The sequence below is a fragment of the Leptolyngbya sp. Cla-17 genome (assembly GCF_016807185.1).
Classification (GTDB): domain Bacteria; phylum Cyanobacteriota; class Cyanobacteriia; order Leptolyngbyales; family Leptolyngbyaceae; genus ULC077BIN1.
In genome coordinates, this window is the sequence record NZ_JAEVYN010000002.1 from 555,677 (window position 1) to 582,484 (window position 26,808).

The 26,808-nt window shown below is 49.4% G+C and carries 25 protein-coding genes and 1 pseudogene; 10 read left to right on the forward strand and 16 right to left on the reverse strand.

All coding sequences use genetic code 11. The features are described from left to right. Positions 1-77 precede the first annotated feature (77 nt). The 4 genes from JOY44_RS13740 to JOY44_RS13755 form a co-directional block, all read right to left on the reverse strand. Positions 78-1,316 (reverse strand): murein transglycosylase A, encoded by a 1,239-nt coding sequence (locus JOY44_RS13740; protein WP_197985315.1) that lies wholly within the window; start codon positions 1,314-1,316, stop codon positions 78-80. Between the two features lie 10 nt (positions 1,317-1,326). After that, positions 1,327-1,617 (reverse strand): hypothetical protein, encoded by a 291-nt coding sequence (locus JOY44_RS13745; RefSeq protein WP_171574268.1) that lies wholly within the window; start codon positions 1,615-1,617, stop codon positions 1,327-1,329. A gap of 119 nt (positions 1,618-1,736) precedes the next feature. Further along, positions 1,737-2,504, reverse strand: coding sequence for a hypothetical protein (locus JOY44_RS13750; protein WP_171574269.1), 768 nt, complete (start codon positions 2,502-2,504; stop codon positions 1,737-1,739). 113 nt (positions 2,505-2,617) lie between these two features. Further along, positions 2,618-3,447, reverse strand: a protein-coding gene (locus tag JOY44_RS13755; protein ID WP_171572708.1) for an IS1 family transposase whose coding sequence is annotated in 2 segments (ribosomal slippage) — positions 2,618-3,103 and positions 3,106-3,447 — 828 coding nt in all. Because the reading frame shifts where the segments join, the coding sequence is not laid out codon by codon here. Positions 3,448-3,764: 317 nt separating this feature from the next. On the opposite strand from JOY44_RS13755, the gene JOY44_RS32160 reads away from it, so the two are divergent. Both JOY44_RS32160 and JOY44_RS32165 read left to right on the forward strand, forming a co-directional pair. Next, positions 3,765-4,466, forward strand: coding sequence for a hypothetical protein (locus JOY44_RS32160; RefSeq protein ID WP_171574270.1), 702 nt, complete (start codon positions 3,765-3,767; stop codon positions 4,464-4,466). Between the two features lie 41 nt (positions 4,467-4,507). Beyond that, positions 4,508-5,622, forward strand: a pseudogene (locus tag JOY44_RS32165) (ATP-binding protein). Positions 5,623-5,669: 47 nt separating this feature from the next. Here JOY44_RS32165 and JOY44_RS13775 read toward each other — a convergent pair. Further along, positions 5,670-6,038, reverse strand: coding sequence for a Mo-dependent nitrogenase C-terminal domain-containing protein (locus JOY44_RS13775; RefSeq protein WP_171574271.1), 369 nt, complete (start codon positions 6,036-6,038; stop codon positions 5,670-5,672). A gap of 526 nt (positions 6,039-6,564) precedes the next feature. Here JOY44_RS13775 and JOY44_RS13780 point away from each other — a divergent pair. After that, entirely contained in the window at positions 6,565-7,203 is a 639-nt protein-coding gene (locus JOY44_RS13780; RefSeq protein ID WP_197985320.1) for a TetR/AcrR family transcriptional regulator, read from the forward strand. Between the two features lie 24 nt (positions 7,204-7,227). Continuing rightward, the gene (locus JOY44_RS13785; protein WP_197985322.1) at positions 7,228-8,625 is read left to right on the forward strand and encodes an aminopeptidase P family protein; all 1,398 of its coding nucleotides are present in this window, start codon (positions 7,228-7,230) and stop codon (positions 8,623-8,625) included. Positions 8,626-8,647: 22 nt separating this feature from the next. Here the strand turns inward: JOY44_RS13785 and JOY44_RS13790 are convergent, their stop codons facing one another. Beyond that, positions 8,648-9,553 (reverse strand): carbohydrate ABC transporter permease, encoded by a 906-nt coding sequence (locus JOY44_RS13790; protein WP_171574272.1) that lies wholly within the window; start codon positions 9,551-9,553, stop codon positions 8,648-8,650. 199 nt (positions 9,554-9,752) lie between these two features. Between JOY44_RS13790 and JOY44_RS13795 the strand changes: the two genes are divergently transcribed. The 5 genes from JOY44_RS13795 to lpxA all read left to right on the forward strand — a co-directional run bounded on the left by JOY44_RS13795 (position 9,753) and on the right by lpxA (position 15,179). Beyond that, positions 9,753-11,474 carry an extracellular solute-binding protein gene (locus tag JOY44_RS13795; protein WP_171574274.1) on the forward strand — a complete coding sequence of 574 codons (1,722 nt, stop codon included), beginning with the start codon at positions 9,753-9,755 and terminating at the stop codon, positions 11,472-11,474. Between the two features lie 116 nt (positions 11,475-11,590). Continuing rightward, positions 11,591-12,313 carry a hypothetical protein gene (locus JOY44_RS13800; RefSeq protein ID WP_171574275.1) on the forward strand — a complete coding sequence of 241 codons (723 nt, stop codon included), beginning with the start codon at positions 11,591-11,593 and terminating at the stop codon, positions 12,311-12,313. 72 nt (positions 12,314-12,385) lie between these two features. Next, a complete protein-coding gene (locus JOY44_RS13805; RefSeq protein WP_171574276.1) occupies positions 12,386-13,498 on the forward strand; it encodes an extracellular solute-binding protein in 1,113 nt (370 codons plus the stop codon). Beyond that, on the forward strand, positions 13,480-13,989 hold the full coding sequence (locus JOY44_RS13810; protein ID WP_197985324.1) for a low molecular weight protein tyrosine phosphatase family protein: 510 nt from the start codon (positions 13,480-13,482) through the stop codon (positions 13,987-13,989). Before JOY44_RS13805 ends, JOY44_RS13810 begins: the two co-directional genes overlap by 19 nt. Before the next feature lie 380 nt (positions 13,990-14,369). Beyond that, entirely contained in the window at positions 14,370-15,179 is an 810-nt protein-coding gene (gene lpxA / locus JOY44_RS13815) for an acyl-ACP--UDP-N-acetylglucosamine O-acyltransferase (protein ID WP_171574277.1), read from the forward strand. A gap of 93 nt (positions 15,180-15,272) precedes the next feature. On the opposite strand, the gene JOY44_RS13820 is transcribed toward lpxA, so the two are convergent. The 4 genes from JOY44_RS13820 to JOY44_RS13835 all read right to left on the reverse strand — a co-directional run bounded on the left by JOY44_RS13820 (position 15,273) and on the right by JOY44_RS13835 (position 20,130). Next, a complete protein-coding gene (locus JOY44_RS13820; RefSeq protein ID WP_197985326.1) occupies positions 15,273-15,869 on the reverse strand; it encodes a CPBP family intramembrane glutamic endopeptidase in 597 nt (198 codons plus the stop codon). A gap of 70 nt (positions 15,870-15,939) precedes the next feature. Further along, positions 15,940-16,233, reverse strand: a complete 294-nt coding sequence (locus tag JOY44_RS13825; protein WP_242541830.1) for a type II toxin-antitoxin system RelE/ParE family toxin — start codon at positions 16,231-16,233, stop codon at positions 15,940-15,942. A 76-nt stretch (positions 16,234-16,309) separates the two neighbouring features. Beyond that, the gene (locus tag JOY44_RS13830; RefSeq protein ID WP_171574278.1) at positions 16,310-16,555 is read right to left on the reverse strand and encodes a hypothetical protein; all 246 of its coding nucleotides are present in this window, start codon (positions 16,553-16,555) and stop codon (positions 16,310-16,312) included. Positions 16,556-16,641: 86 nt separating this feature from the next. Next, positions 16,642-20,130, reverse strand: a complete 3,489-nt coding sequence (locus JOY44_RS13835; RefSeq protein WP_171574279.1) for a COR domain-containing protein — start codon at positions 20,128-20,130, stop codon at positions 16,642-16,644. Positions 20,131-20,178: 48 nt separating this feature from the next. Here JOY44_RS13835 and JOY44_RS13840 point away from each other — a divergent pair, with 48 nt between their 5' ends. Then, positions 20,179-20,349, forward strand: a complete 171-nt coding sequence (locus JOY44_RS13840; RefSeq protein WP_203032027.1) for a hypothetical protein — start codon at positions 20,179-20,181, stop codon at positions 20,347-20,349. A gap of 134 nt (positions 20,350-20,483) precedes the next feature. Here the strand turns inward: JOY44_RS13840 and JOY44_RS13845 are convergent, their stop codons facing one another. The 6 genes from JOY44_RS13845 to JOY44_RS13870 all read right to left on the reverse strand — a co-directional run bounded on the left by JOY44_RS13845 (position 20,484) and on the right by JOY44_RS13870 (position 26,692). After that, complete coding sequence (locus tag JOY44_RS13845) at positions 20,484-21,560, reverse strand: DUF3326 domain-containing protein (protein ID WP_171574281.1); 1,077 nt, start codon at positions 21,558-21,560, stop codon at positions 20,484-20,486. Positions 21,561-21,670: 110 nt separating this feature from the next. After that, positions 21,671-21,868 carry a hypothetical protein gene (locus JOY44_RS13850; RefSeq protein ID WP_171574282.1) on the reverse strand — a complete coding sequence of 66 codons (198 nt, stop codon included), beginning with the start codon at positions 21,866-21,868 and terminating at the stop codon, positions 21,671-21,673. Between the two features lie 43 nt (positions 21,869-21,911). After that, complete coding sequence (locus JOY44_RS13855; protein WP_171574283.1) at positions 21,912-22,235, reverse strand: 2Fe-2S iron-sulfur cluster-binding protein; 324 nt, start codon at positions 22,233-22,235, stop codon at positions 21,912-21,914. Positions 22,236-22,393: 158 nt separating this feature from the next. After that, positions 22,394-23,149 carry a cell division ATP-binding protein FtsE gene (gene ftsE, locus JOY44_RS13860; protein ID WP_171574284.1) on the reverse strand — a complete coding sequence of 252 codons (756 nt, stop codon included), beginning with the start codon at positions 23,147-23,149 and terminating at the stop codon, positions 22,394-22,396. A gap of 71 nt (positions 23,150-23,220) precedes the next feature. Then, entirely contained in the window at positions 23,221-23,982 is a 762-nt protein-coding gene (locus JOY44_RS13865) for a WecB/TagA/CpsF family glycosyltransferase (protein ID WP_171574285.1), read from the reverse strand. Positions 23,983-24,013: 31 nt separating this feature from the next. After that, positions 24,014-26,692 (reverse strand): DEAD/DEAH box helicase, encoded by a 2,679-nt coding sequence (locus tag JOY44_RS13870; RefSeq protein WP_197985328.1) that lies wholly within the window; start codon positions 26,690-26,692, stop codon positions 24,014-24,016. Positions 26,693-26,808 lie beyond the last annotated feature (116 nt).

A 26,808-nucleotide genomic window follows, 5' to 3' on the forward strand; every position in this document is an offset into this window, starting at 1 on the left:
AAAGGACACTTCTTAAAGGGGCGTTTCGCAAAACGCTCCTTTAGATTATTTTCGATCGCCCAGCTTCTTGCAACGTCTTACTGTTTCAGGAGCAGGTAATAAAGTTGTCCGCTGGAGTTGATCAGTCCAGCGCGATCGCCCGCTAAAACTCCTGTTCCCACGAATACATCCACCCGTCCTGCACCTTTAATCGCGCTGCCTGTATCCTGGTCTAATACATAGCGGGTCACCTGCTGCTGAGCTAACTTGCCGCCAGTAGCTGGATAGGGCATTTGAGTTTGAATGATTGCCAGGGCACCAGGGGGAAACAAGGTTTTATCGGTGGCGATCGAGCGCTCCGGTAGCACAGGCACACCAATGCTGCCCATGGCGGGTGAACCTTGAGTTTCTTTAAAGAACACAAACCGCTGATTGCGCGGTAGATAAATGTTCATTTCAGCCGGGTTCTTTTGAAAGTATTGAGTCAGGGCAGGCAGGGTCAGTTCCTCTAGTTTGAATTTGCCTGCTTTTACCAGTTCTCGCCCAACACCTGTGTAAGGGTAATCCGTACTTCCGGCATAACCGACCGTCAGGGTGCTGCCGTCAGTAAGGTTAAGCCGAGCGGAACCCTGCACCTGAATCAGAAAGGCTTGCAGGCGATCACGCAGCCAGGCGATTTCTAACCCTTTCAGCGACCCTTTCGCAAACTGTAAGCCATCGTCTCCTTCCAAAGCGGCGCGGTTTGGATGAGGCTTTGACCACCGAGAAAAAGTAGAAGGCAGCCGAAAAATTGGATAACGGAACTCGCTTGTTGCGGTGCGACTCGCCGCATGAACAGGTTCAAAATAGCCTGTAAAGCCGACAGTGCCTTTGCCATCTTTGCCAGTGGCTTGATAAAAGGCAAACTCGCGCTGAACTGCCATTTTCAATTCTGTTGGGGATCGGCTAGTGATTAACAGGGAGCGAAATCGCTTCAGACTGCGTTGCACTCGGTCTATCGGGATAGTTGTAGACAGCTTGCCGTAGTCTGCGATCGCCTTTTGGGTTCTTAAATACCTCAAGCTGTGGTCAATTGCCGCCACTAGGGTTTTGCGATCGCCAGACTGCTGCCCAGTGCCAAACAATTGCAGATCTAAACCCAAAGTCGGTGGCGTGGAAACCGGGATTAGCGGCTTGAGTTTGGCAGCAGGTTTTGGAACAGGCTTAACTATCGGAGCAGCAGCAATTAACGTTGCGGTTACACGCCTATGATCAACTCCCAGCAGTCCTAAGACGCTGAAGGCACAAGTTGCGATTCCGCAAAGCGCATCCCTCATGGGAATCGTCCAAAGTCGCATGATCAATTCCTTAGAACCGTTCCACACTGGAACTAAACACAGGCTCTACCCGAATTGCCAGCACCTTGGAGGGGCGTAGCACCATGTATTCGCCCTGGATATTTTTGATTGGCACAGTGATGAAATCACTGGAAGCCGCTTTGGGCACCAATTCACCGCTATACCATTTTTGAAACTCTTGAATGGTGGAAAAGCGAACTTCTTCACGATGCCCTCCATCAATCAAAAGATGCACCGCATACTCAGTCGGTGTGCGGGCATACTTGCTTTTCCGCTGTTCCCCATCTGTTGCTTGCGTCATATCGCCTACTGTGTTTATGTACTGCCATTATCCAGCAGGAATGCCAGATACAATCACTTTGCCCAGACTGGATTAAAAAATATCAAGTAACTACTAGGGACTGAAAACTCTTACACATTTTAGGAAAATAAGTTGAATCGCTGCAATTGAGTTTCCACTAAAACAGGTAAGGTTTTGTGGAGTTGAGATTTATCTTTAAATGGCAGGCGCTGCTGACTAGGCAAATCCAGCGGAAACTGGCCTGGCAAATCAGTTCGCTCCATTTGGGCAACTAAAATTTGCTCAGAACGCTTGCTGTGTAATGCATAGCCGACCTCAACACAAACCGTCGGACTCAGCAGCACTTGATTTGGAATCGCTGGATTGGGCGCGATCGCTGTCGTATCGGCAATAAACAGCAAACTCTGGCGCAGCGATCGCATCAAAGTACTTTCCGAACGGACTGGACCATCGGTTAGCCGATGAGATTCTTTTAGCGCGATCGGCAATCGAGATTTTTGATTCAGCTTTTCGATTACAGCCTGCAATTCATCCCGCAGCAACTCGCTTGATTCGGGAAACTCCGTTTGATAGCAAAAATAAATAATTGGCTCCAAATGAGCCATCACTTCCTGTTTGGCGAAATAAATTTCGTGACTGCGAAGGTCAATATTGGCAATGGTATAGCCACCGCTGCCTTCAATATAGAACTCGGTAGAGTCGCCTTGAAGATAGCGCTGAAACCATTCCGACTGGCTAACTTCTTCAATATCATCCAAAAAATCTGCTCGCAAGCCCGATTTCAACAAACTATTTCGGCTTAAGCGCAAATCATGAGGACGTTTTTCTAGCTCTTTAATTGGCTCATATTCTCGGAGATACCACGCTTTCAGAGCAATAATCGCCATGGTGCGCCTTTTCCTTTCAGTTTCAAACTACAGCTGCACCCAAATTTTACTCTCTGAGTGATTTTCTCTCGTTTATTTATTGTATCTAGCGCCTTAGAATTTACGGTAGTGCACTAAAGGATTGTGGGGTAGGTAACGACATCCTGCCAGGTCCAAGGCTGCTCAGCCAGTTTTGCTCGTTGAGCCGCAGTTGTTTTGAATCGACTATGCCGCCAAATCCAATTGAAATAGCTGACTACTAAGCGTGTTGTCACTTTCGTTTGCTCCCACCGTTTGCCGAACTTGTTTTGCCTGCGGTGCCATCGAGCAGTTTGTTGTCGGACGATGCCGTTGGTTCGCTCTAAGCGCTGCGTTTTGTCTTTGCCAACATAGTGCAGAATTTCAGGCGGAAGGACTCGTTCATAGCCTCCCCAGTCATCACTGTTCCACTGTTTGCAAGCCGTTTTTCCCTGTGTACTAATTACCAATTCCTCAATAAGTTCGTCTGTATGCTTGCCCACTCGTGCCGCTAAAATCAGTCCACTGGAGTCCGCTAAACTCAGACCTATCCAGCAGTCTCCCACTTCTAATTCATTGGAAAGACATTGCTTCTGTTTTTTTGCACGAAAGACCACATCTCATCCGCACTCCCCTCTGCGGTTGCCACTTGCTTGACCTGGTCGTTATGAATTAGCTGAGCCTTGGCACTCGATGCCCGAACAATACTGACCACGGTGTTGTATGCCAAGCCTGTAATTCGGCTAATCCCTCGTAAGCTGCTGCCCTCACTATGAGCTTGTAGCACCTGCTGAACTTGTTCCGGACTCACTCGTCGCCAGTAGTACAGCGTGTCAAAGCTCTCACAGAAGGTTTGCTGGCAGTGAGGGCAGAAATAGCGTTGGTGTCCATTGGGCAGCTTGCCATGCTTATGACACTTAGGATGACCACAAAGTCGGCATTCCATAGCTTCTTGAGGGGAAAGAATTGATCCTACTTTACCAAGCCCACAATCCTTTAACGCACAATCGAATTTACCTTGCTTTTTCCCTCTCCATCTAAGGTCGTTTTAATTCACAAAAAAGCGATTGATCAATAAATTTACTTTTTCTTAAAGATTTCTTAACTCGGGTTTTACCTGAGCAGGCATGACTATAGCGGTTTTCTGTCGGATGAGGTACGGGCAGAATAATAGAGAGCAAGGGTTTGAGCCTTTAGTTTGTACCTCACAGGAGCCGGAAACGCTATATAGAAGAGGTTCTATGAAGATTGGGCTGATTGACTATGTCAAAGATAAGCTTCACGCATTGGCTATCGCGCTTGCCAGTCGGACAAAAAATTGGTGTGGGCTATACGCTTGCTCTTGGAATAGCAGCATCAGGAGCGATCGCAGGTTTTAGCGTTGGCAATCATTATCAACATCAAGCTGTTGAGCAAGAAGAACACACCCAAGAGGAATTGAGTTTGCTTCGTCGCCTACAGACGAGTATTCTTCAATCTCGGACTCATCAGCAGCAACTCATTCCCCTAGCTAAAGTTCCAAAAGACTTTGATGCAGAATATGCTCACATTTTGGAACACAGTCAGGAAATCAAACAGACGATACCAGAACTTGACCGCTTTTTGAAAATTCAATCGCCTTGGGCAAACCATGACCATCATCAAAAAATAGTAGACTTCTTGCAGACCTCTCAAACGATACCCGATCGCTACTTGCAGGAATTGGATCGCTTAGTTCGAGAAATTCGCACACTTAATCTTGCCTCTCCAAGGGGTACTGCCAAAGCCCAAAAACTATTGCTGGACTTTACCAACAGTGAGCTTGCGCTCGAGTTTGATGGGATTTCAGATGGTTTAGTGGGATTGATTGAGCAATCAGACAAAGAAGCCGTTGCAGCAGAAGAAGTTTCCCATCGCTCCAATGATCTGTCTCAAAAAATTGTGCTTGGGAGTATTGGTTTGTCTGTAGCGATGCCAGCTTACTAGCCATCTTAACCAGTCGTGCGATCGCTCGCCCCATCCAGGCATTGACTCAAATTGCCCAACGCTCTACCAAAGAGTCAAATTTTGACCTGCAAGCCCCCGTCAGCAGTAACGACGAAATCGGTTCACTTGCCAGTTCCTTTAATCAACTAATTGATTCGGTGAAACAGCTAGTAGGGCAGCAGCAGATTGCTAACCAGCAACTTGCAGACTATAGCCAAACTTTGGAAAGCAGGGTAGAACAACGAACTCAAGAACTAGGCAACAAAAACAGCCAACTGCAAGAGCTTTTGGAAAAGCTGCATCAATCTCAGGTTCAAATTGTGCAAAGTGAAAAAATGTCCAGTTTGGGGCAGCTAGTAGCGGGGATCGCCCATGAAATTAACAATCCAGTTAACTTTATTTACGGCAACTTAACGCACGTTCAGGACTACGCTCACAATCTCCTGGACTACGTGCAGCTATACCAAAAGCACTATCCCAACCCACCTACTGAAATTGCCCAGGAAGCAGAAGAAATTGACCTGGAATTTTTGCAAGAGGATTTGCCCAAACTTCTTAGCTCGATGCAAATTGGCACCGATCGCATTCGTCAGATTGTGTTGTCGCTGCGTAACTTCTCCCGCATGGATGAAGCTGACTTCAAAGCGATCAACATCCATGAAGGTCTTGATAGTACGCTACTGATTTTGCAACATCGCCTAAAAGCTAAACCAGAAAGCCCAGAAATTGAAGTGATTAAAGACTATGGCACTTTGCCACTAGTGGAATGCTTCGCCGGACAACTGAATCAGGTATTCATGAATATTTTGGCAAATGCGATCGACGCGCTTAACGAAGTGAATGCCAAGCGAACCTATCAAGAGTGTAAAGATAATCCTGGTCGCATCACAATTCGGACTTCTGTGGCTTCGCAGTGGGTCAAAATCGCGATCGCCGACAATGGATCTGGGATTCCCGAAGGCATAAAAAACAAGTATTTAACCCATTTTTTACGACAAAACCTGTCGGTAAAGGTACGGGCATGGGCATGACAATCAGCTATCAAATCATCACCGAAAAACATGGAGGGAAGCTAAATTGCTTTTCGTCTCCCGGCAAGGGAGCGGAGTTTATAATTCAAATTCCTCTTCGGCAGCAGGTTCGTGAAGCCGCTTGATTAGGGAAGTCAAACTGCACCGGATTTGAGTAAGACCCACTCAAACTCTAGCAATAGGGAGAAATATCTTCGCCGCATTCATCAGCCAAATAGCACAGGGAGCGGAAACGCAACCCAACCACTTGATCATAAAACGGGTTGAGCTTGCACAGGGGTGGAATATGCAAAACGGGGCGACCAAAGAATTTAATGGTGCGCTCAAACGGACATTGAGCGGGGATCACTGAGCATAAGACGTGGGCAGTATCGCGATCGCAAATCTCAATTCCATCTAGCCATTGACGAAGGGGCTTCAACGGCGCAAACGGTGTTTTCACCGGTGATTGAATTGCCTTGGGTTTCGCTGAAATTTCAGAAGCAATCCACATAAAACGAGTGGCTTGAAGCGATTCAGGTTCGTAGTGAGCGCGTTCCATACATGTTTTCCTCACTTTTAGTGGGTTATTTTCCCGGTGGTAGCTACACAGGTTCAGCCAATGATTACTGGACAAACTGAATTTAATTGTGAGCTTTTACAGTCTAGTAGCAACGTCGATGATCGTGTTCAGGATGTTGGTGATCGGAAGGTCGGTTTTCTTTACCTGACAATGCCATATTGCCCAGAACACTCAAGTTTTTTATGAGCAAAATCACTGAGATTTTGATAATCCTCTATTCGACTAGACAAACAATACTGAATGAACGATAGAAGAGTTTGTTCCTTGCCATACGGAAATTCTGACAACTTACAGCAATTTTCAAACGAGAGACCATGAATTTCAATAACGATGAGGCGGCATGGCGAAGGCCATTCAAAACGCTTGTGAGGCAGATTGTCAATTCTTATCCACCCATTTACCCTCTCTCTTCTATTTGAGAGGATTCTGTAATGATCCATAGCGCAACGATCGCTACAAGCCGTCTATATTACAAGATAGTGCTACAGCACCTTGTTCATGGGCAATGCCTAAAACACTTATGCAATCCTATCAAGCCCCCACTTCGGAATCTGAACCCCGCACTCGTATCCTCAAGTCGGCACTAAAACTGTTTGCTCGACAGGGCTACGATGGAACTACCACAAAAGATTTGGCAGAAGCGGCAGGTGTGGCAGAGGGCACATTGTTTCGCCACTTCAGCAACAAAAAAGCCATTTTGATTGAGGTGGCGACCCAAGGCTGGATTGATATTTTGACCGATTTATTGACGGAACTGAGCGGCATGGGCAGCTATAAAGCAGTGGCACAGGTCATGCGGCGGCGAATGCTGCACCTGAGCGAAAATGCCGATATGCTCAAGGTTTGCTTCCTAGAGGCACAGTTTCATCCCGATTTGCGCGATCGCATTCAAACTGAAGTGATCGAAAAAATGACTGATGTTGCTGAAGCGTTTTTTCAAACCGCTATGGATCAAGGCGTGTATCGCCCGATGAATCCCAAAATGGTGGCGCGAGTATTTTTAGGAATGTTTGCGGTCGCTGGATTTAGCCAGAGCACAGTGATGTCTCCTGCCGCTGCCGCCGCCGAGATGCAAGACCTAGCAGAAGCCCTGGCAGAGATCTTTTTGAATGGTGTGCTGGTCAAAGGCGAACACGCGCATTAAACCTTACGATGATAGGCACCCTCTGTGTCTGCTGCAATCATGCGAACTCTGCACCCAATCACCCTTGCTGAAGCGCTCAAAGTAAGACGAGAAAAGCTGGCGCGATTAGTCGATTTTCCGATCGCTTTATGGTCGGGGCGCAGCAGTGCGCGCAACTTTCCAGCGAATACCTATCCATTTCGGGCAAGCAGCCATTTTCTTTATTTTGCGGGATTGCCTTTGGAGAATGCCGCGATTTGTTTAGAGCAGGGCAAACTAACGCTGTTTATGGATGATGCGAGTGCAGCGAGTGCGCTGTGGCATGGAGAGTTGCCCACACGAAACGCGATCGCTCAACAAATCGGTGCAGATGCTGCTTATCCGTTAGCTCAGTTGCAAGCAATGGTAAAGGACTGCGCCACTGTGCTGGTGCAAGATTCGGCGAGTTGCCACTGGCAATCTCAAGTATTAAATCGGGCGATCGCTTCCGCTGACGGAGCCAAAGGCAATGATTTAGCGCTAATCCACGCGATCGCGACTTTGCGAATGACTCACGATGCGGCGGCGATCGCGGAACTTCGTCATGCTGCTGATGTGAGCATTCAGGCGCAGCAAGCAGGAATGGCAGCTACCCGCACTGCTAAAACGGAAGCTGAAGTGAGAGCGGCGATCGAACAGGTGATGATGGCAAACAACATGACCACCGCTTATACCAGCATTGTCACGGTTCATGGGGAAGTGCTGCACAACAATCAGTATCACCATGAATTGCAACTGGGGGATCTGCTGCTGGTGGATGCGGGGACGGAGACGACTTCTGGTTGGGCGGCGGATATTACCCGCACATGGGCAGTATCGGGCAAATTTTCACCCACCCAACGCGCCATTTATGACATTGTGCTACTGGCGCATGACCTCTGCATTGCCACGATAAAACCAGGCGTTGAATACCAAGAGATTCACCTGACCGCCGCTAGGATGATTGCTGAAGGATTAGTCGATCTAGGCATTCTGCGCGGCAATCCTACAGATTTAGTGGAAATGGATGCTCACGCGCTATTTTTTCCTCACGGGATTGGGCATCTGTTGGGGTTAGATGTACATGACATGGAAGATTTTGGCGACCTGGCAGGTTATGCCCCAGGCAGACAGCGGAGCGATCGCTTTGGCTTGGGCTATTTGCGACTCAACCGACCGTTGCAGACGGGAATGCTGGTGACGATTGAACCCGGTTTCTATCAGGTGCCCGCAATTTTGAACGATCGCGCCCGACGAGAAAAGTACGGCGATGTCGTCAACTGGGATCGCTTAGCAGAGTTCTCTGATGTGCGCGGCATTCGAATTGAGGATGACGTGTTGATCACAGCCACCGGAACGGAGGTACTGACGGCTGCATTGCCAACCCGTATTGAGGCGATCGAGCAATTGATCAGTGGGAATTAATCTGGAGCAATGCTCCGTAAACTCAAATTGATTCTGCTTTCTCAGTCAAACGCTCTAGGCTCAATCGCAGAATGGATAAGCTCAAGATGATTAAAAACATCACTAATCCGATCGTACAGGCATAGCTCATTTCCAGATTTTGAAAGGCTTGCTCATACAGGTAATAGACTAGCGTTTTGGAGCTATTGCGCGGTCCACCCTGGGTCATGATGTAGAGTTCTTCAAAGGTTTTGGTGGCGGATATGGCAGAAATCACGGCTACCAACAACAAATAGGGGCGCATCAGCGGCACAGTGATATCCCAATGTTTTTTGATGCCATCGGAACCATCGATCGCAGCGGCTTCGTATAAATCTTGGGGAATCGCCTGTAATCCTGCCAGGTAAATCACCATGTAGTAGCCCAGTCCTTTCCACACCGTCACTGCCATAACGCTGAAAATTGCCAAAGCCGGACTGGTGAGCCAGGGCACGGCTGGAACAGCAAACATCCTCAACAACTGATTGAGCAATCCATTATCTGCATAGAGCCACTTCCAGGCGATGCCTGCAACCACCATGGAAATGACCACGGGCACATAGAATGCCGCCCGAAACCACTGAATACCGCGCAGCTTTTGATTGACTAAAATTGCCAGTGCCAGCGGAACGGTGACCAAAATTGGCACAACACAGATTAAGTACAAAAAGGTATTGCGGAAGGTTTGCCAAAAAACGGGGTCAATCCAAAGGCGCTGAAAGTTCTTAAAGCCAATCCACAGGGGCGGCTGAGTCAGGTCATATTCATAGCGAGTAAAGCTGAGGAAGAAGGCTTGTAGGGCAGGGTAGAAAACCGTCAGGCTCAACACTATCAGGGCAGGTAGCAAAAACAGGTAGGGCGTAAGCTTGGCATAAAGGCGATCGCTGTTTTTAGATTTCCAGGGGGGCATGGGGCAATTTTCGCAAGTCGTCTAGCTCATCATACTGGGTGGGATGTGGTTGTCTAATTCTCCGAAATGGTCGATCGCGTTCATGAAGTTAGCTTTATCAACTGCGATCGCAAATTATCAGCAACTCCTGATAATTGTGATACTAAGAAGACAAAGGTTGATGTCAATTCCGCACCGTCTCCTAACCTGCATTGCACCTATGAACCTAAGTTGGCGATCGTACAATCGATGCATTATTCCCCTCGTTGGGCTGTTGCTGCTGAGTAGTTGCAGCCAGAAAACCAACAATCCATCCGCTCAAACTCAATATCCCGGATTTGAAGTTAAGTTTTTGGTGGGTAGCGCCCTGTCAGAGGTTTGTAATCAGACTGCCGAAAAATTCAACCAGCAGCGCCCCAAACTGGATGATGGCAAGGAGTTTTTTCTGTCTTGCAAAGCAGAAGGTAGCGGCGATGTGGTCACCGATGTGGCTTCTAAGGCGCAGCAGTTTAAATCGGGGACTCTTCCAGCAGATTCGCCAGATTTTCCTGTCTTGGTTTCTGTGGATGGTGAAATCTATCAAAGCCAGTTGATTTATCAAATGAATCAACTGTTTCCGGGGCAAAAGTATATTCCTGACATTACCGATTCACCGCTGATTGCCAACAGTCCGATAGTGCTGATGGCGCAAGCGGATGTCGCCCCAGGTCTGCAAAAGGTAGATAACCCGTTTAAGGTGTTGGGAACTGCCAAAACCCATAAAGATATTGATCCCGCGAGTCCAGCGATCGCGATTCACTATGTCCAAACGGCTCCCACCCGCTCCAACTCTGGGTTGCAAACCCTCGTCTCGCAGTTTGCTTCCGTTTCTGGCAAGCGCCCAGAACAACTGACAGTCGAGGATGTCACCCGCTACCAGCCTCAAGTGCAGCAGATTCAAAGCAAAGTCACTCGCTACGGTACGTCTACCAATTCCCTTGCAAAGGCGATGGTGAAAAATGGCGCGTTTTGGGCATCGGTTGGCTCGGTCTACGAATCTTCCGTAATTGAAGCTAACTCCACGCTGCAACCAGGACAACAGCGCTATCAAGCGATTTATCCAAAGTCTACTTTCTCCTCTAATATGCGGGTGATTTTGCCCAAAGCTCCCTGGGTTAGCGCGGATGAAAAAGCAGCCGCAGAGAAGGTGATTACCTATTTGCAAACACCAGAAGCTCAAGAAATTGTCACCAGTTTAGGGTTACGACCTGGAAAACCCGGAGTTGCTCTCAGCCCCAAATTTACTGCCGAGTTTGGGGTAAATCCTCAAGCGCGGTACGACTCTTACCGTCCGCCTAAACCAGAAGTAGTCAATGCCATGCTGAAATCGTGGCAGCTTACTGCTAAGAAACCTTCGCTGGTGGTGGTAGTGGTTGATTCCTCTGGTTCTATGACTGGTAATAAGCTTCCAGCCGTCCAAAGCACGCTGCAAACCTACGTCAACAGCTTGGGACCGAAAGATAAAATTGCGCTGATTGACTTTGATTCCGAGGTGCGTGCGCCTGTGATGGCAGATGGCACTCCAGAAGGACGCGATCGCGGCATCCAGTTTATCAGCAGCCTCAATGCTGATGGCAGCACCCGTCTGTATGATGCCACGCTTTCGGGTCGCAACTGGCTCCAGCAAAATCTTCGCAAAGATGCCATCAACGCTGTGTTGGTGTTGACCGATGGCGAAGATACCGGCTCTTCGATCAATTTGGATGGACTCAACGCCGAACTGCAAAAAAGTGGCTTCAACAGTGATCAACGCATCGCCTTATTCACAGTTGGCTATGGCAACGAAGGGGAATTTGACCCCAACGCTTTGAAAAAGATTGCTGATTTAAATGGTGGCTATTACTCTAAAGGCGAACCAGAAACGATCGCCAAGCTGATGGCAGATTTACAGGTGGAGTTTTAAAGGTGCGGAGTACGAGGTGCTAAGTACAAAATTTAAAGCACCGAACTCTGAACACCGAACTCTGAGCACCGAATTCTAAACACCGAACGCCCCTTGCCCCTCATCTTTCCCTTGATATGAAACTGGCAAATCCTTTATTCTATCCCTTGGCTGTTTTGACGGGTGCCGTAGTGTTGGTTGCCGGAGTGCGGTTGGCAAATCTGCCGTCATGGGTGATGTTGCCGATGGCAGCGGCGATCGCAACGGGCGGTGCGATGGTGCAAAAAGCCTCTGAGCCAACGCCCATTTTAGAAAATCCAGCGTTAGATCAGGAATTGAAATCGGCTCGGTTGCAAGCGACCAATTTGGCAGCCAAGGCAAACAGTTTGCGGCAAGAGGCAAGCCGTTTGTTAAGTGAAGCGAATCAGATGGATCTCTTGGTGATGGTGCAGTCTGCTTGCGATCGCGCCGTGGAACTTCCTGCCAAAATTGATCAGCTAACTCGGCGAATGCATGGGGCTGATTCCCTTTTAGCCGTAGACGACTTAGAGCAACAACTAGCAGAAGTGACGACTCGCATTCCGACTAGTGCGGGTGTTGCCCGTGACCAACTCAACCGCCTCGCTTACAGCCTGCGCCACAATATCCAAATGGCACGCCAAGGAGAAGATGCTCGTCAAGCCCAAGTGGTGAGCCTCTCTACCCTGATTCTTGACTCGGCTGGAGTACTGCAAGGAATGCAAAACCAAATCCGTACCGCTAACTTGACCGACGCAGATCAAGCTGAAGAACTGCGATCGCTGAGCAACGAATTCAGCTTTTTCCAAGAACACATCGGGCTAATAACGAATGGCAAGTGATGAGGGGCGAGTTCTCAATTTTGAGTTTTGAGTTTTGAGTTTTTACTTTGCACTTACGCAAGGATTTTAGCAATGAAAAAGAAAGATCAACTGACTCGGCGATCGCTGCTCTCAGGTGCCATCATTCTGACCGCCCTGGTTTTAGCCTATGCGCCCATTCCTGGGTTGAGACAGGCGATCGTGGTGGTCAGCGGCACGGAACTTCAAGAACCGCTGCAAGCGATGGAAGCCAAATTCAAACAGGCTCATCCCAACATTGATCTGACACTTAAGTTTCAAGGTTCGCAGGAACTGGTCAACAAATATCTGAACGACCAGAATGACTTTAAACCGACAGTTCTGATTCCTGCCAATGGCGATCTACTCAAAGAGCTAGAAACCCGCTGGAAAACTCAAAACAACAGCGACCCGTTTCAGGAAGCGCCTCGCCCCATAGCAAAAACGATGCTTGTAGCGATCGCTTGGGCAGAACGTGGCAAAGCCTTGTTTCCCGATGGCAGCTTCCGCTGGGAGCGTTTAGAGCAGGCGATGCAAAGCGGCTCTTGGGATAAGCTCGGTGGACAAAAAGACTGGGGCAGCTTTGATTTTGTCATGACTGACCCCACTCGCTCTAACAGTGGGCAACTCACCCTCAGCCTATGGCTGCAATCCAAACTGGGTGGAACGCTGACGGCAGCCGAGTTGAATTCTCCGAATGCTCAATCTTTAGTGAGTTTAGTCAAGCGATCAGTCTATCAACCGCCCCGATCCAGCGATGCATTGCTGCAAGAGTTCATCGTTAGAGGTCAGAATGATGCCGATGTAGCAACGGTATACGAAAGCAATGTGCTGTACCGCTGGCAGCAATCGGCAACTACTCAGGGCAAGCCGTATCAGATTTACTACTTGAACCCCACGATGGAAACCACTTCTACTGCCGCGATCGTTCAACGCGATGTGGATAGCGGCAAAGCCAATGCTGCTAAGCAGTTCCTTGACTTTTTGACCCAGCCAGAGCAGCAGGCTGTCTTTGTACAATATGGCTTTCGTCCTGTGAATGCTTCCGTCGATCTCCAGTCCGTACCCAATAGCCCCTGGCGGCAAAATATCCCTGGCAGTGAAGTAAAGCCGGCGACTCAAATAGTTCCGCTACCCGATGCATCGGTAATAGAAGAAATTCAGCGCCTATGGGAGCGATCGAATTAGCGCCTGATTCGATCCTATCTTGCTCAAAAACAAGAGCTAAACTATTGGTAGTCTGTTCAACCTTGATGAAGACACAGCCGAAAGCTGATAGCTTGGTCTTGTCAAACACAAAATTCTCTAAAGTTGCCAGCAAGACCCTGTCATACTCAATTAAACCGTTGTTTATGAAATTGTTGTTTGTTTGCAGCAAGAACCGATTACGCAGTCCTACTGCTGAAGCAGTATTTGCAGGGTATGAAGGATTAGAGGTAGATTCAGCGGGATTAGATCGAGAAGCAGAAATACTATTGAGTAGCGAAGCAATTCAATGGGCAGATATTATCTTTGTGATGGAAAAGTCTCATCGAAGCAAACTCTCAAGAAAATTTCAGTCCTACCTCAAATGTAAACGAGTGATCTGCCTAGATATTCCTGATGAGTATGAGTATATGGAGTCAGCTCTAGTGGAGTTACTGAAGAGAAAAGTGATGCCACTGTTGGGAACTTTTTAAAGGAAGCTAAATTAGGAAATCTTTAAGGTGATTTGGTGAGAGCTAATTGTAAAAGTTAACAAAGCTATGGGGCATGATAACCCTGCTTGCACACCGATGGTATCAAGGCTGTCTGTAAGAAGGAAGACGTTACTAACAGCGGGTAAAGCAGAGCGATAGAAAAACTGTCTAAACAAGTGTGAAATGCAACGAGCAATGAGCTTCTTCCAGCTTGAAGAAGCTCATTGCTCGCAGTTGGGAAACCGATCAATCCCAAGTCGGAGCTTGGTTACTGACCCAGTTTCAAACGGGATCGCTTTGACAGGGAAACTCTTGCCTTTCATAATCCATAAGCAGTCCAAAATTTTGGACAGTGTGTACAGCGTGGGAATGAGGACGAGATGATCATACATCCAACCGCGGTGATTGAAGATGGCGCAGAAGTGGGCGAAGACGTAACGATAGGAGCTTTTACCTACATTGGTCACAGCGTCAAAGTGGGCGATCGCTGCCTAATTAATCCCCACGTCACGATTTTGCCTTACACCAGCTTGGGTGCAGGCTGTCAGGTGCATTCTGGTGCGGTACTGGGCGATGTGCCGCAAGATTTGGCATTCAAAGATGAAGCATCCTTTGTGCGAATTGGCGCAAACTGCGTGATTCGGGAAGGGGTGACGATTCATCGCGGCACCAAAGCTGGCACCGTAACGGAAATTGGCGATCGCTGCTTGTTCATGGCGCAAAGCCACGCGGCGCACAATGTCAAGGTGGGCAATGATGTGATTGTGGCAAATGGGGCGCTGTTGGCGGGTTATGTAGAAGTGGGCGATCGCGCTTTCATTAGCGGCAATTGCTTAGTGCATCAGTTTACCCGCGTGGGCAGATTGGCAATGATGTCAGGCGGTTCCGCAGTTCAAAAAGATGTGCTGCCCTTTTGCATCACCCGTAGCGTCAGTCCCAATACAATTATGGGATTGAACGTAGTCGGCTTGCGTCGCGCCGGGTTCACTGCCAGCGATCGCCGCGAACTGAAACAAGCCCTCAAAGTGCTGTATAGCTCTGGACTCAACATCTCTCAAGCCACTGATGAACTAGAGCAGTTCGAGTCTGCTTTGGTGCAGGAATGGTGCCAATTCATTCGAGGCTCTAAACGGGGCATCTGCAAGTTCTTCAAGCGCTCAAGCCAAAGTGAAGAGGACGCGATCGAGTAAAGGAGAGTGCGGAGTTTGGAGTACGGAGCTTGGAAATCAAGCAGCGATCGCAATTCAAAAAACATGTGTGTCCTGGTCTTTGTGATAATCGTTTTATGCGACATCATCTTTGAAACCGCGCCATTTCCATAAGCAGCCAGAAATAAAGTTGGTGGTGATATGCGCCAAAATAGGCACCAGCAAATTATTGGTCATAAGGGCACTGACTCCCAGCACTCCCCCGATCGCCGTTGCCCACACCACATAAGACCATTGTTTGAAGCTGCTGAGGTGCAACATGCCAAAACAGAGACTCGAAAATAGAATGCCTGCGGTATCTAAGCCAAAGGTCGGCAGCATGACCCCGCGAAACAGCAGTTCTTCGCTGAGTCCAGGCAGCAAGCCCAACCAGATAATGTCAGGAAACACCAGCGGCTTTAAGACCAGTTGCAGGTAGTAGTCGGCGCTCTGACGATACTCAGACCACAGCGCATAGATGACTGAACTTGCAAGCGTGATGCCAATGCCTAACCCGACTCCCAGCAGAGCGTGTTCGCTAGACCAAGCGATCGGCAGCATTAGCCCCGCTCCAAACTTGACCCACAGTTTACTCACTACCAACAGCACGACCGCCGTGATTCCCATGGCAACCAGCACTTGGATGCGTGTCAATGGTACAAATTCAGGATCATCAGAAAAGGGATCTGCCACAGGAAAAAATAGCGCAACGGCTAAATACTAACAAGCTTTGCTGATGAATTCAGACATTTCAATTGGAGCCTTAATCTGCTGAGTTCTCTGATTCAAGAGACTGCTGTTCATACTGCGAAAGAATATCTCGAACTTCTTCGACAACGAAATCGGTTTGGTCTGACTTGGCGTACATCGTCACAAACACAACGCGGTCAGGGGTTTTGAGATAGTAGAGGACACGATATCCGCCGCTTTTACCTTTCTGAATGTTGCTGTTTCTGACTCTGACTTTGAAAACTGTGTATTCCAACCCAGGAACTTGATCACCGGGGATTTCTCCTGCTTTAAGCTGCTCAATCAGCCGTTGAATGTCATCGTGAATGCTGCGATAGCGTTTGGCAAGGGTACGGGCATCGCGCTGAAAGCGGGAGGTGAATTAAACCTGAATGATGGGTAGCTCAGTCGGCATCAATCCCATCCCAAAGTTGGGCGATTGGATAGGTTTGCCCGGTCATCGCCTCATGCCAGCCCTGGCGAATCCCTTCGAGGACGACTTCAGTGGGGGTATCGTCAGGGTCAAGTTCGTCGTCTTCGGGGATGAGGACGATGACTCGCACACGACGAGATTCGGTTGGGGTAAGGGGTTTATCAAGCAGGAGTTGTCCCTGGTCGTTGACAGTAGCGGTGGTTTCAATTGCTTTCATAGGGTTTTATAAATTGGAGTTGTTGCATGATCTCGCGCTCCTTCTACTCTTGCTTTAGGATTTATGCTTTTGCAATGAGTGGTGACTTATCCTTTGCCAAACAGCTTCGAAACTTGTTTAAAGAAGCCTCCTAACACGGGCAATTGCTCAATGACCAGAGTAACCAGTTCCCCAAAAGTTTTCTCGGAGAGGCGATCGTCTGAGCGTAGTTGAAAGACACCAATTAAGACAAACGCCAGGAGAGTAGCGATAACTGCAACAATGAGCGAAGGCAGCGGTAAGTAGCCTGCGGCAATAGCGATTAAAAAGAAAACAACTTCAAACACTAACAGGTAGAACATGCCATTGCGGAATGCTGAAGGCAACGTAACCTTTGGTTCTGGTGAAGACGTTTCTGGCGGCTCATTCACGGTAGTATCTCCTTGCTTGATTTCACTTTGATGTGGCTGATAAATAACTGTTCCGATAGTAGAGCCAGAGAAGACACCATCTCCACTTTTGCGTTTTTCTTCTTCAACAGCCGTTTCAAAGTCCAAGGCATCATCAATCAGCTTACGAACATCAACCATTTCGTAACGACCTTTTTGGCATTGAATGCGTTGTTCGCGATTGCTTAAAAACTCCAAAAGCTTTTCCATTGGGTATGCATGAGGTTCCTGACTGCCTTTGCAGGTGTTGCAGTTGCAGGGAACAAGCTTGTCGTATTTGAGCCGATCGTAGGAGGCGTGGATTTTGTTGAATTCGTGGTCGATGATGGAGAGCCAGCCTTTTTTGCCGTTCCCAGAAACGCGGACGGTAATTTCGCCTTTGTGGTAAGCCTCAATGACTTCGGCTCTGGCTCTGTTGTTACTCAACACGACACCCGTTTTCCAGACCAGGATTTGTTGCTCAATGGATTGGTGCATTTCCACAATCAGGCGAGTGAGGATGCCCTTGGGCATAAAGTCGTATTTGTACCGCAAGATCAGATTGTCGCGTTTATCCCAGTCGTAAGAGGGCTGCTCAATGTTGAGCAGTTGCGGTGAAATGTAATGATTGGGCTGGTCGCGAATTTCGTAGCAGAGCTTGAAGCGCATCATCAGCTTCAGCAGTTCGCCGCACATCTCAGAATACTCGGAGTCGCTCCAGATTTCGGTCAGGTCATTGCGGGTAAACCTGCCGTAGTTGTCTTTGACCTGTTTCGTGTCGAGCACTTTATAAACAGCGGTGGTGCCCCATTCGGGTTTGAGGATAATGGTTTTCTTTAGCAGGTCATCTTCTTGAAAGTGGAGACAGACCCCTAAATCATGCAGGTAGTGGCTGAGTTGCAGCATATTGGGTCGATCAGTAAACCCATTTTGGCGGCACAGCTCAAAGTATTTCTCGTCGCTGATGTAGTTGCAGTGCTGCGCGTAGTTTTCCAGGGCAGAGCGGACACGCACCCAGATTTTGGGTAGGGGGGTGCCGATGTGGGGCAACCGGGAGAGGTAAAACTGAATCGCATTTTTGATTTCGTCTAAGCCGCGCTTGGTTTGCAGATTGGTTGCCAGCGTCTTTTCTAGATTGCTAAACTCTCCCCGCAGTTGGCGCTCGTTAATCGGGCACTGGCGGTCTTGTTTTTCGTTTTTGATGATGATCACGGGGCTGTTGTCGCTGAGCAGCTCTACAACATTCAGCCAGTAATAAAAATCGGTGTTTTCTTGGCGATCGTCGGCAACCAGGGCATAGAGGGAACGTTTGGTGAGAAAGAACTGATGGGTGGCATGATAAATCTCCTGCCCGCCAAAATCCCAGATGTTGACGCGAAACTCCTGCCCGTTGGGAAGCGGGAACCCCGAGCGAATCACCTCAATGCCCTCCGTAGACTTTTCTTGAGAGTCAAGGTCATAGTCTTCATCTTCAAGCTTCTTTGCCAGAGAGGTTTTTCCGGCTCCGCCTTCCCCCACAATCAAGAGCTTCGCCTCATACAGCGGCTCCGTCTCAGTTGGGTCTTGCACCTGAAAGTAGAAGCTGAGAATCGCTTTCAGATCGCCTGGAGCTTTATACGGTCCCTTTGATTCTAAAATTTCGGGGGGAATCGGAATCGGATTGCCCCGCAAATCTAGCATTGTGAGCGATGCCATTTGCGTAATCGACTCTGGCAGCGTGCTCAGCGAATTGTTGCTAAGGTCTAGGGATTCCAGGTTGGTCAATTGACCGATCGACTCTGGCAGCGTGCTCAGCGAATTGAAGCTGAGGTATAGGGATTCCAGGTTGGTCAATTGACCGATCGACTCTGGCAGCATGCTCAGCCCATTGTCGTTGAGGTTGAGGAATTGCAGGTTGGTCAACTGTCCGATTTCTGCTGGTAGTTTACTTAGCTGATTATCGAAAATGTAAAGGCTCTCCAAGCAATTCAGTTGACTGACTTCACGCGGCAAATCCTCTAGCTTATTGCAGCCAAGAAATAGCTCAGTCAAATTGCGAAGGTTAGCGATTTCTGATGTGAGGATTAGCAAATTGTTGTTGTGTAAGCTTAGTCGCTTTAAGTTAACCAATTTGCCGATTTCTGAAGAAATTTCAACTAGCAGATTATTACTGAGGTCTAGTTCAATCAGGCTTGTTAAGCTTCCTATCTCGATACTAAATTTAGTGAGCTTATTACCTTTCGATCCACTACTGCCATCTCCTATTTTTAGAACTTTCAATTTTTTCAAATTCCTAATTTCCGGTGGCAGTGTGCTCAGCCTATTGCGGCTGAGGTGGAGGGATTGCAGGTTGGTCAACTGCCCGATGAACTCTGGCAGTGTGCTCAGCTCATTGCTGCTGAGGTTGAAGGATTGCAGGTTGGTCAACTGCCCGATGAACTCTGGCAGTGTGCTCAGCCCATTGCTGCTGAGGTCGAGGGATTGCAGGTTGGTCAACTGCCCGATGAACTCTGGCAGTGTGCTCAGCCCATTGCTGCTGAGGTTGAGGGATTGCAGGTTGGTCAACTGCCCGATGAACTCTGGCAGTGTGCTCAGCCCATTGCTGCTGAGGTTGAGGGATTGCAGGTTGGTCAACTGCCCGATGAACTCTGGCAGCGTGCTCAGCTTATTGAAGCTGAGGTGGAGGGATTGCAGGTTGGTCAACTGCCCGATGAACTCTGGCAGCGTGCTCAGCCCATTGCGGCTGAGGTGGAGGGATTGCAGGTTGGTCAACTGCCCGATGAACTCTGGCAGTGTGCTCAGCCCATTGCGGCTGAGGTGGAGGGATTGCAGGTTGGTCAACTGCCCGATGAACTCTGGCAGTGTGCTCAGCTCATTGAAGCTGAGGTGGAGGGATTGCAGGTTGGTCAACTGCCCGATGAACTCTGGCAGTGTGCTCAGCTCATTGAAGCTGAGGTCGAGGGATTGCAGGTTGGTCAACTGCCCAATCGACTCTGGCAGCGTGCTCAGTTGGTTGCCTTTCCGCTCCTCTTCTTCCTCGTCCCATTTCCCCAAAATGAGGGTTTTTAGCTGGGTCAACCTGCCAATTTCGGGCGGCAGTTCCTCTAAACCGTTGCCAGCCAAATCGAGTGCTTCCCACCCTTCCTGCTGGGCGCGATCGATCAGTTGAAGCAGTTCGTCGCGGGTCATGGATTTTATAGAACCAAAGGATATTGACCACTACTGTAACAGTCGCCCATGAGATCGCCTATTCCGATGCTGCTTGGCACTCTAAAAACCAAGAGTGCAAACAAAGAGAATCAGCGATCGCTCCTGCTCTTTACCAACGATGCCATCAGCAAACTGGTCATTTGCCTACTCATTTTGTCTATTTGCCTTCTCATTTCAGGCGATCGCGAATTCATTTGAGTATTTTCCGCAAGCAAAACAGCCATTTGCTGGCTCATTTTGCTTGTTGGTCTTCTCATTTCAGGCGATCGCGAAATCATTCGGGTATTTTCCGCAAGCAAAGATCAGGCATGAGAAGTTATGCCTGCCGGATTTCATGTTAGACATTTCAAGGACGCGATTCCTGTAGGAATTTCACGGCTCGCAGGATTGAGTAGTTCTAAGCTGATGCCTGCCCGATCAGCCACCAATGCTCCCAACGCTTCCAGATAAGAATTGACCTGAATTGCCGCAATGCCCAGCGCTTCGGGCGGAACTTGCATTCTGGTTTGATTCTCGCGCACTGCCACAATCTTCGTGTGAGTCTGCTGGCAAAGGCTCAGCACCGCACTACCACCGCAGGCGGTCGCAGGAATGACGATCGCATCCACTTGATTTGCCCAAATATCGCCCGCAGCGGCATTGTTAGAGACTACAAACTGTGGTGCCCGACTCAGCCCCACCAATACGCAAGGCAAAAACGTGTGCCCTAACTCTTCGGCGGCAGAGCGAGGAGAAATGGTGGGATCGAGCGGCAAAGGCAGCAGGGCAGGCGCATGGGCACAGGGAATGCGAAACGTGCGAACGACCAAGTGGCTAATCACGGCTTCCGCTCCGGCAAGCGGGTCTACGCCCTGACCTTGGCGATAATTGTGCAGCGCATCGCTGTCTATATCATCGGGAAACCGAGCGACTACTGCGATCGCCTCGGCTCCGGTTTTCGTGATCAATTGCTCTGCGGCTCTCAGCAGGCTATCGGGATGGTCAAGTGTGCCCCAGGTTGCTCCAGAATCAGCAGTCTTCAAATTCACGCCCAATGGCATATCGGTGACGACATAATCCGTCAAACTCAGCCCCAACGTGGCGCGAGTGGCATCAGCCGCTTGCAAATGGCGGACTCGCAAATCGGGTTCAATCGCGCGATCAAGAATCAGCCCCACTCGATTGTGATGGACTGGACGCAAGCCCCAAGCCCCTGCTGCAAACTGATCTAGCCCATAGCCTTCCACATACAGCGCGTTGGGCAAATTCCAGTAAAGCTGTGCCCCGTTCAACACATTGGGATGGGTGATCAGACAATCTGCCACCTCAGCGATCGCCCGTGCTACTGGCAATGCATCTCCCGCGTAGCCGCCAATCGATGCCCCAATCCCGGTGGGCACAATCAGCATCACGGTGTAGGGGCGTTTCATGGGTCAGGTGCGAAGTGCGGAGTTCAGAGTGCGGAGTTGGGATAGAAGTTTTGAGTTTTGAGTTTCCCTCTCGCCCCTCACCTCTTGCCTCTTGCTTTTCAAATAGTTTGTTAGCGAGTCGGCACTTCAGTTTGAGTCGATTGAGTGACGATCGCCTCAACCACAGCCTTCTGGCGCTCTAAATCAACCGCTGTGACTGACCAACGTAGTGGTTCTCCTCGCTTTTGCAACTCTGCTTCTACCTCGCGTTGGAGTGCCAATGGCGACTCTTGTAAATCAATTTCGGCAGTAATGAAATGGGTGGTCATGGCGCAATAAAGTAAAGAGCTAGAAACTTTAACACAAGCAAACTTATTTTTGAGGTTGCCCAAACTGAAGATTATAAACCGTGTCTTCTTTTTCAGTTTCAACTTTTAGATTGGAACGAGGATGAGAAACACAGAGCAACGCATAGCCTTGTTCCTGTAGCTCTGGGCTGATTCCCATACCTTCTGCTTGATCAACAGTTCCCTCTAAAAGCTGAGCCGCACATGTTGTGCAGACCCCCGCATGGCAAGAACTGGGCAAGTCTAACTGAAGCTCATCGGCGACTTCCAAGACGGTTTTGTCTTCGGGCACCTGAATGGTGTGAGTGGTGCCCTGATGATGAATTTCAACAGTATAAATATTGGACATCGCTGGTTGCAGGTATTAAGTAGCGGGTTAATCAGCGCTCTGGTCAAGCTCTAGCGCCTAGATTTCTACAGTACTCGATTTGGGAATCCAATTTAAAGAACTGTCTAAGTCAATTCGCTATTCTCGCATTCCATACTTTCGGCGTTGCTATAACTCTGTCATTTTGGCTGAGGACGATAAAGATGACCATTGCGAATTTGAACCACGGGATGGTTTGAGAGGCGAATCAAGCTTTCGTCATGGGTCGTGACGATAACCGTAATGCCGATCGCGTGTAGTTTTTTGAGAATTTTGATCACCTGCCAGGAATTGTCTGCATCCAGGTTGCCAGTCGGCTCATCGGCAAGCACAAGCGGTGGTGTGCTCACGATCGCCCGGGCAATACTGGCACGCTGCTGTTCTCCACCCGATAACTCATCGGGAAAACTATCCGCCTTGTGCTGGAGTCCGACCATCTTGAGGGCAGGGGGAAGGCGACGCTGAATCTCCTGACGACCATAGCCCTGTGCCCACAGCACAAACGCCACATTTTCTGCCACTGTGCGCCGGGGAATCAGCTTGTAATCTTGAAAGACAATACCAATCCGTCGCCGCAAGGCTGCCAAGCGATCGCCTTTTAAGCCACCCACATTTAAGCCATTCACCATCACATCACCCGCTGTTGCCCGTTCCTCGCCATACAGGAGCTTTAGAAAAGTGGATTTACCCGAACCAGAAGGTCCTGTGACAAACAGGAAGTCGCCGCTTTGAATCTCCAGATTGATATCCGTGAGTGCGTTGAAGCCGTTCTTATAGGCTTTGTGAACCTGCCGCAAAGATACGATCGCCTTCCGAGTCTCATCCGATAAGGGTGATACCGAGTTGGCTTCTTGGCTCGTTTCTTTCAGCGGCAAGCGGGTTGAACCTTGGGGCATAGGTACAAAAATTGAGCGATCGCAAATTCTCGTTTATTAGAGCACACAAGCCCCCAAATAGCTCCCATTCCCTATTTTCTATTCCCTATTCCTGCCCGATAAAGGAGCGATCGCCATGCAAAATGGGGCAACGCCAGCATTCGCTTCCAGCGCCACGGCTCTTGATAGAGGCGATATAGCCACTCCAAATGGTTTTTGCGAAAGAACTCTGGAGCGCGAGTTTTCGTGCCTGCCCAAATGTCAAAGCTGCCACCCACTCCAATCCAGATGGAATCAGGGCAAAGATGACGACGCTCTGCAATCCAAAATTCTTGCCGAGGCACACCCAAACCCACCAAAATCAATCCGGGCTGCAAGTCTTTTAATTGCTGCTCAAACCCAAACTGCTCCTCTGGTTTGAGATAGCCGTGTTGGGTGTTAATCATCAGTCCCGGAAACTGTTGTTGCCAAACCGTGGCAGCGGCATCCGTGACTCCCGGTTGTCCGCCATAGAAAAACACGGTGCCCAATTTCTGCGACTTGCCAAAGGCTTGCAGCATTCCTTCTGCCAGTTCAATTCCGGGGCGACGCTCTACCTGCTTGCCATATAGCTTCAGATACAGCACAATGCCGGAACCATCGGGAATCACCAGTTCTGCCCGCTGAACAACTTCGGCAAGCTGAGGATTTTGCCCTGCTTGCATGGTCATTTCTGCGTTTAGTGTCACCACATGGCAACCGCGCTTTTGGGCTGCCTGAGACACCAACCAGCCCAAATAATCGCTCGTGAGATGGACAGGCACACCCAGCACGGCAAACGGCTGTAATTCTTGAGGTAAGTCTGACTGAGGCACTATCTTTTCACCATCCTTCGCTCCACTATGCCTACTCCACTGCACCGCTAACAGGGAAGCGATCGATCAGTTGAACGGCTCTAACTGCATTTCGTTTTAGCTCATTTGGCAAGTGGGGCACGTGCGGAATTTGGGAGAGAAAATCTAACGTGCGGCGCAGAATCCGGACCACGTCGCCTTCATCCAGACTAGTGTTGGCGCAAATCTCCGTCCACTCAATGCCTAGCGCCCACTGTTCCACAATGCCGACAAATTCGTACTCTAGCCACACCGGCAGCACCACCTGAAGCCTGCGCTGCCGCTGAAATAAGCGCTGACGAATACTACGAAGTCCATTTAAGGCTTCTTCCACTTTCCCAGAAAGCGCGTAGCGAGTCCACATATCAGGACGAGAAACCTCGGTGATCAAGGCAGCACAGGCGGCTGCAAGGTGATGGGGTTCCAAAACTCCCAGTTCGCCAGAGGTCAACGCTAAGCCAAGCCAAAGCTCGTTGTCGCCACGAATGGCAGCGGTAGATTGCCCTAGCGGTGTGGGAATCAGGTCATCTAAGCAGCCAAAGTCTCGCAGGATGTCGATCAGGTCGAGGAAGGCTTCCCAGTAGCGATGGGCTTGGTGATTGAGTTTTGTGCGGCGATCTCGCAATTCTTCACGAATGGCAGTCATGCGTTTCTGTCGCTTTAGAATCGTGGCGCGGTTGCCCCACTGATGCACCGGATGAGCCTGCAGTTCAGCTTCTACACCCTGCATTCGCTGCTGTTGGATGTGCACTTCTGGAGCGTGATCCGCCAAGTCAGGTGCAGGGGGGATCTTTTGGGCGATCGCCCTAGTTTGTTCATCTCCTTTGCGAGTTTGCCCCGGTTTGAACAGCATATCGGGCGGCGGAGTCAGGTCATCTACTCCGGTCATGCGGGGAATCTCACCGCGCAAATCTGCCACATCGCCCACCGTGGCGACATACCAGCGATTATCTTTGCCGAGACAGATCAGGTATGGATACTGTCCAGCGCCAGTCGTCTTCATGACTAAAACGGCAGCGAGTAGGTAAGAGATGCCGTTTTGCGAACTTTTTAGGCTAATAATCGTTCCGGCAACAGCGAAGGAAAGCGCCATTCCCATATCGGTCGATCTCACCTCGTTTGCCTGTTGCTGCAAAATTTTGAGCAAGCGGCGTTCTTCTTTCAACCGCTCTTGTAACTTCTCGTATTGCGCTAACAGGTTCCAATCTACCGCTTCAATTTGTGCATCTAGCTGGGCAAGCTCAGCATCCAATTGAGCGATCGCCTCTTGTTGAGGTCGCAAATAGAGCGTCGAGAGATATTGCCCAAAACTGCGCTCAATTAACTCCTGTGCCTCCTCCAATCTGTGAGTTTGCAGCAAATTTAGCACCATGCCATAGCTGGGAGTAAACTGGCTGACCAGTGGATCGGCTCCCGCTGTTGCCAAATAAGAGGCTTCTCTTGCGCCTTCAAATTGCGTTTGTGCCGTCACTACATAGCCCTGCACATCCATGCCGCGTCGCCCGGCTCGTCCCGCCATTTGCAAAAATTCGGACGCATTCAGCAGGCGATGCCCCAAATCAGTCCGCTTGGAAAGGCTAGAAATCACCGTTGTTCGAGCAGGCATGTTAATTCCCGCCGCCAAAGTTTCCGTAGCAAACACTACCTTGATTAATCCCTGCTGAAAAAGTTCTTCCACCAAGCCTTTCCAGGCCGGTAATATCCCCGCATGATGGGCAGCAATACCGTGATACAGTGGCTCAACCTGACCCGCTCTTGCCGCTTCTGGGTTGCGTTCTAAAAACTCATCGATCTGCTGCTTTAGCTGCGCCGCTTCGGCAGGATTGACCAATGAAAAGTTACGTACTTGCTCAATCGCCTGGTCGCAATTTCGCCGACTAAAAATGAAATAAATAGCAGGGAGCATATCCCGCTGTTGCAATTGGCTGACGATGTATGCCAACGAAGCGCTGTCTTGTTTGGGCGCACGCTGACCGCCACCCATCCGACCCGCCATTTTGCCACCCTTCGGCTTGAGCCGGGGATGAATACGTTTTTGGCTGTCGTCGAGCAGGGGAAACAACCCTTTGGGATTACAAAAGTGAAAGCTGAGGGGAACGGGACGAAAGTCGGAATAGATCAACTCGGTGGGTCCATGCACCTGGTGAATCCAATCGGTGAGTTGGTCACTATTCGCAACGGTGGCTGAGAGCGCAACAAGTTGAATTTCTGGAGGGCAATAGATGATGGATTCTTCCCAAACGGTACCCCGCTGGTGATCGTTCATATAATGACATTCATCTAGCACCACCGCTTCTACGCCTGTCAGCGAGGTGCCCACTTCCCCGATGGGCGTGCCATAAAGCATGTTACGAAAAATTTCGGTGGTCATCACCAACACGGGCGCATCTCGGTTGATGGAGACATCGCCTGTTAGTAATCCAACCTGGTCAAACCCAAACATTTCGCGAAAATCTCGCAGCTTTTGGTTTGACAGAGCTTTTAGTGGTGTGGTGTAAAAAACCCGCCGTCCGCGCGCGATCGCACGATGAATCGCATATTCTCCAATTAGGGTTTTGCCGGAACCCGTTGGCGCACACACTACGACTGATCGCCCTGCTTCTAGTGCAGCGATCGCCCGTTCCTGGAACTCGTCCAAATCAAACGGAAACAATTGGTTTAAGTCAAGCCCTGAAGCGGTAAGAGAAGTCACGCTCAAAAGATCCAACCGTGTGCAAAAAGCCTATCTTTGTACTGCATATTTTGCATATTCTATAATTGATGTAAACCTTCCGAGGGAACATGGCTGTTTTGAAATCAGCAAGCTAT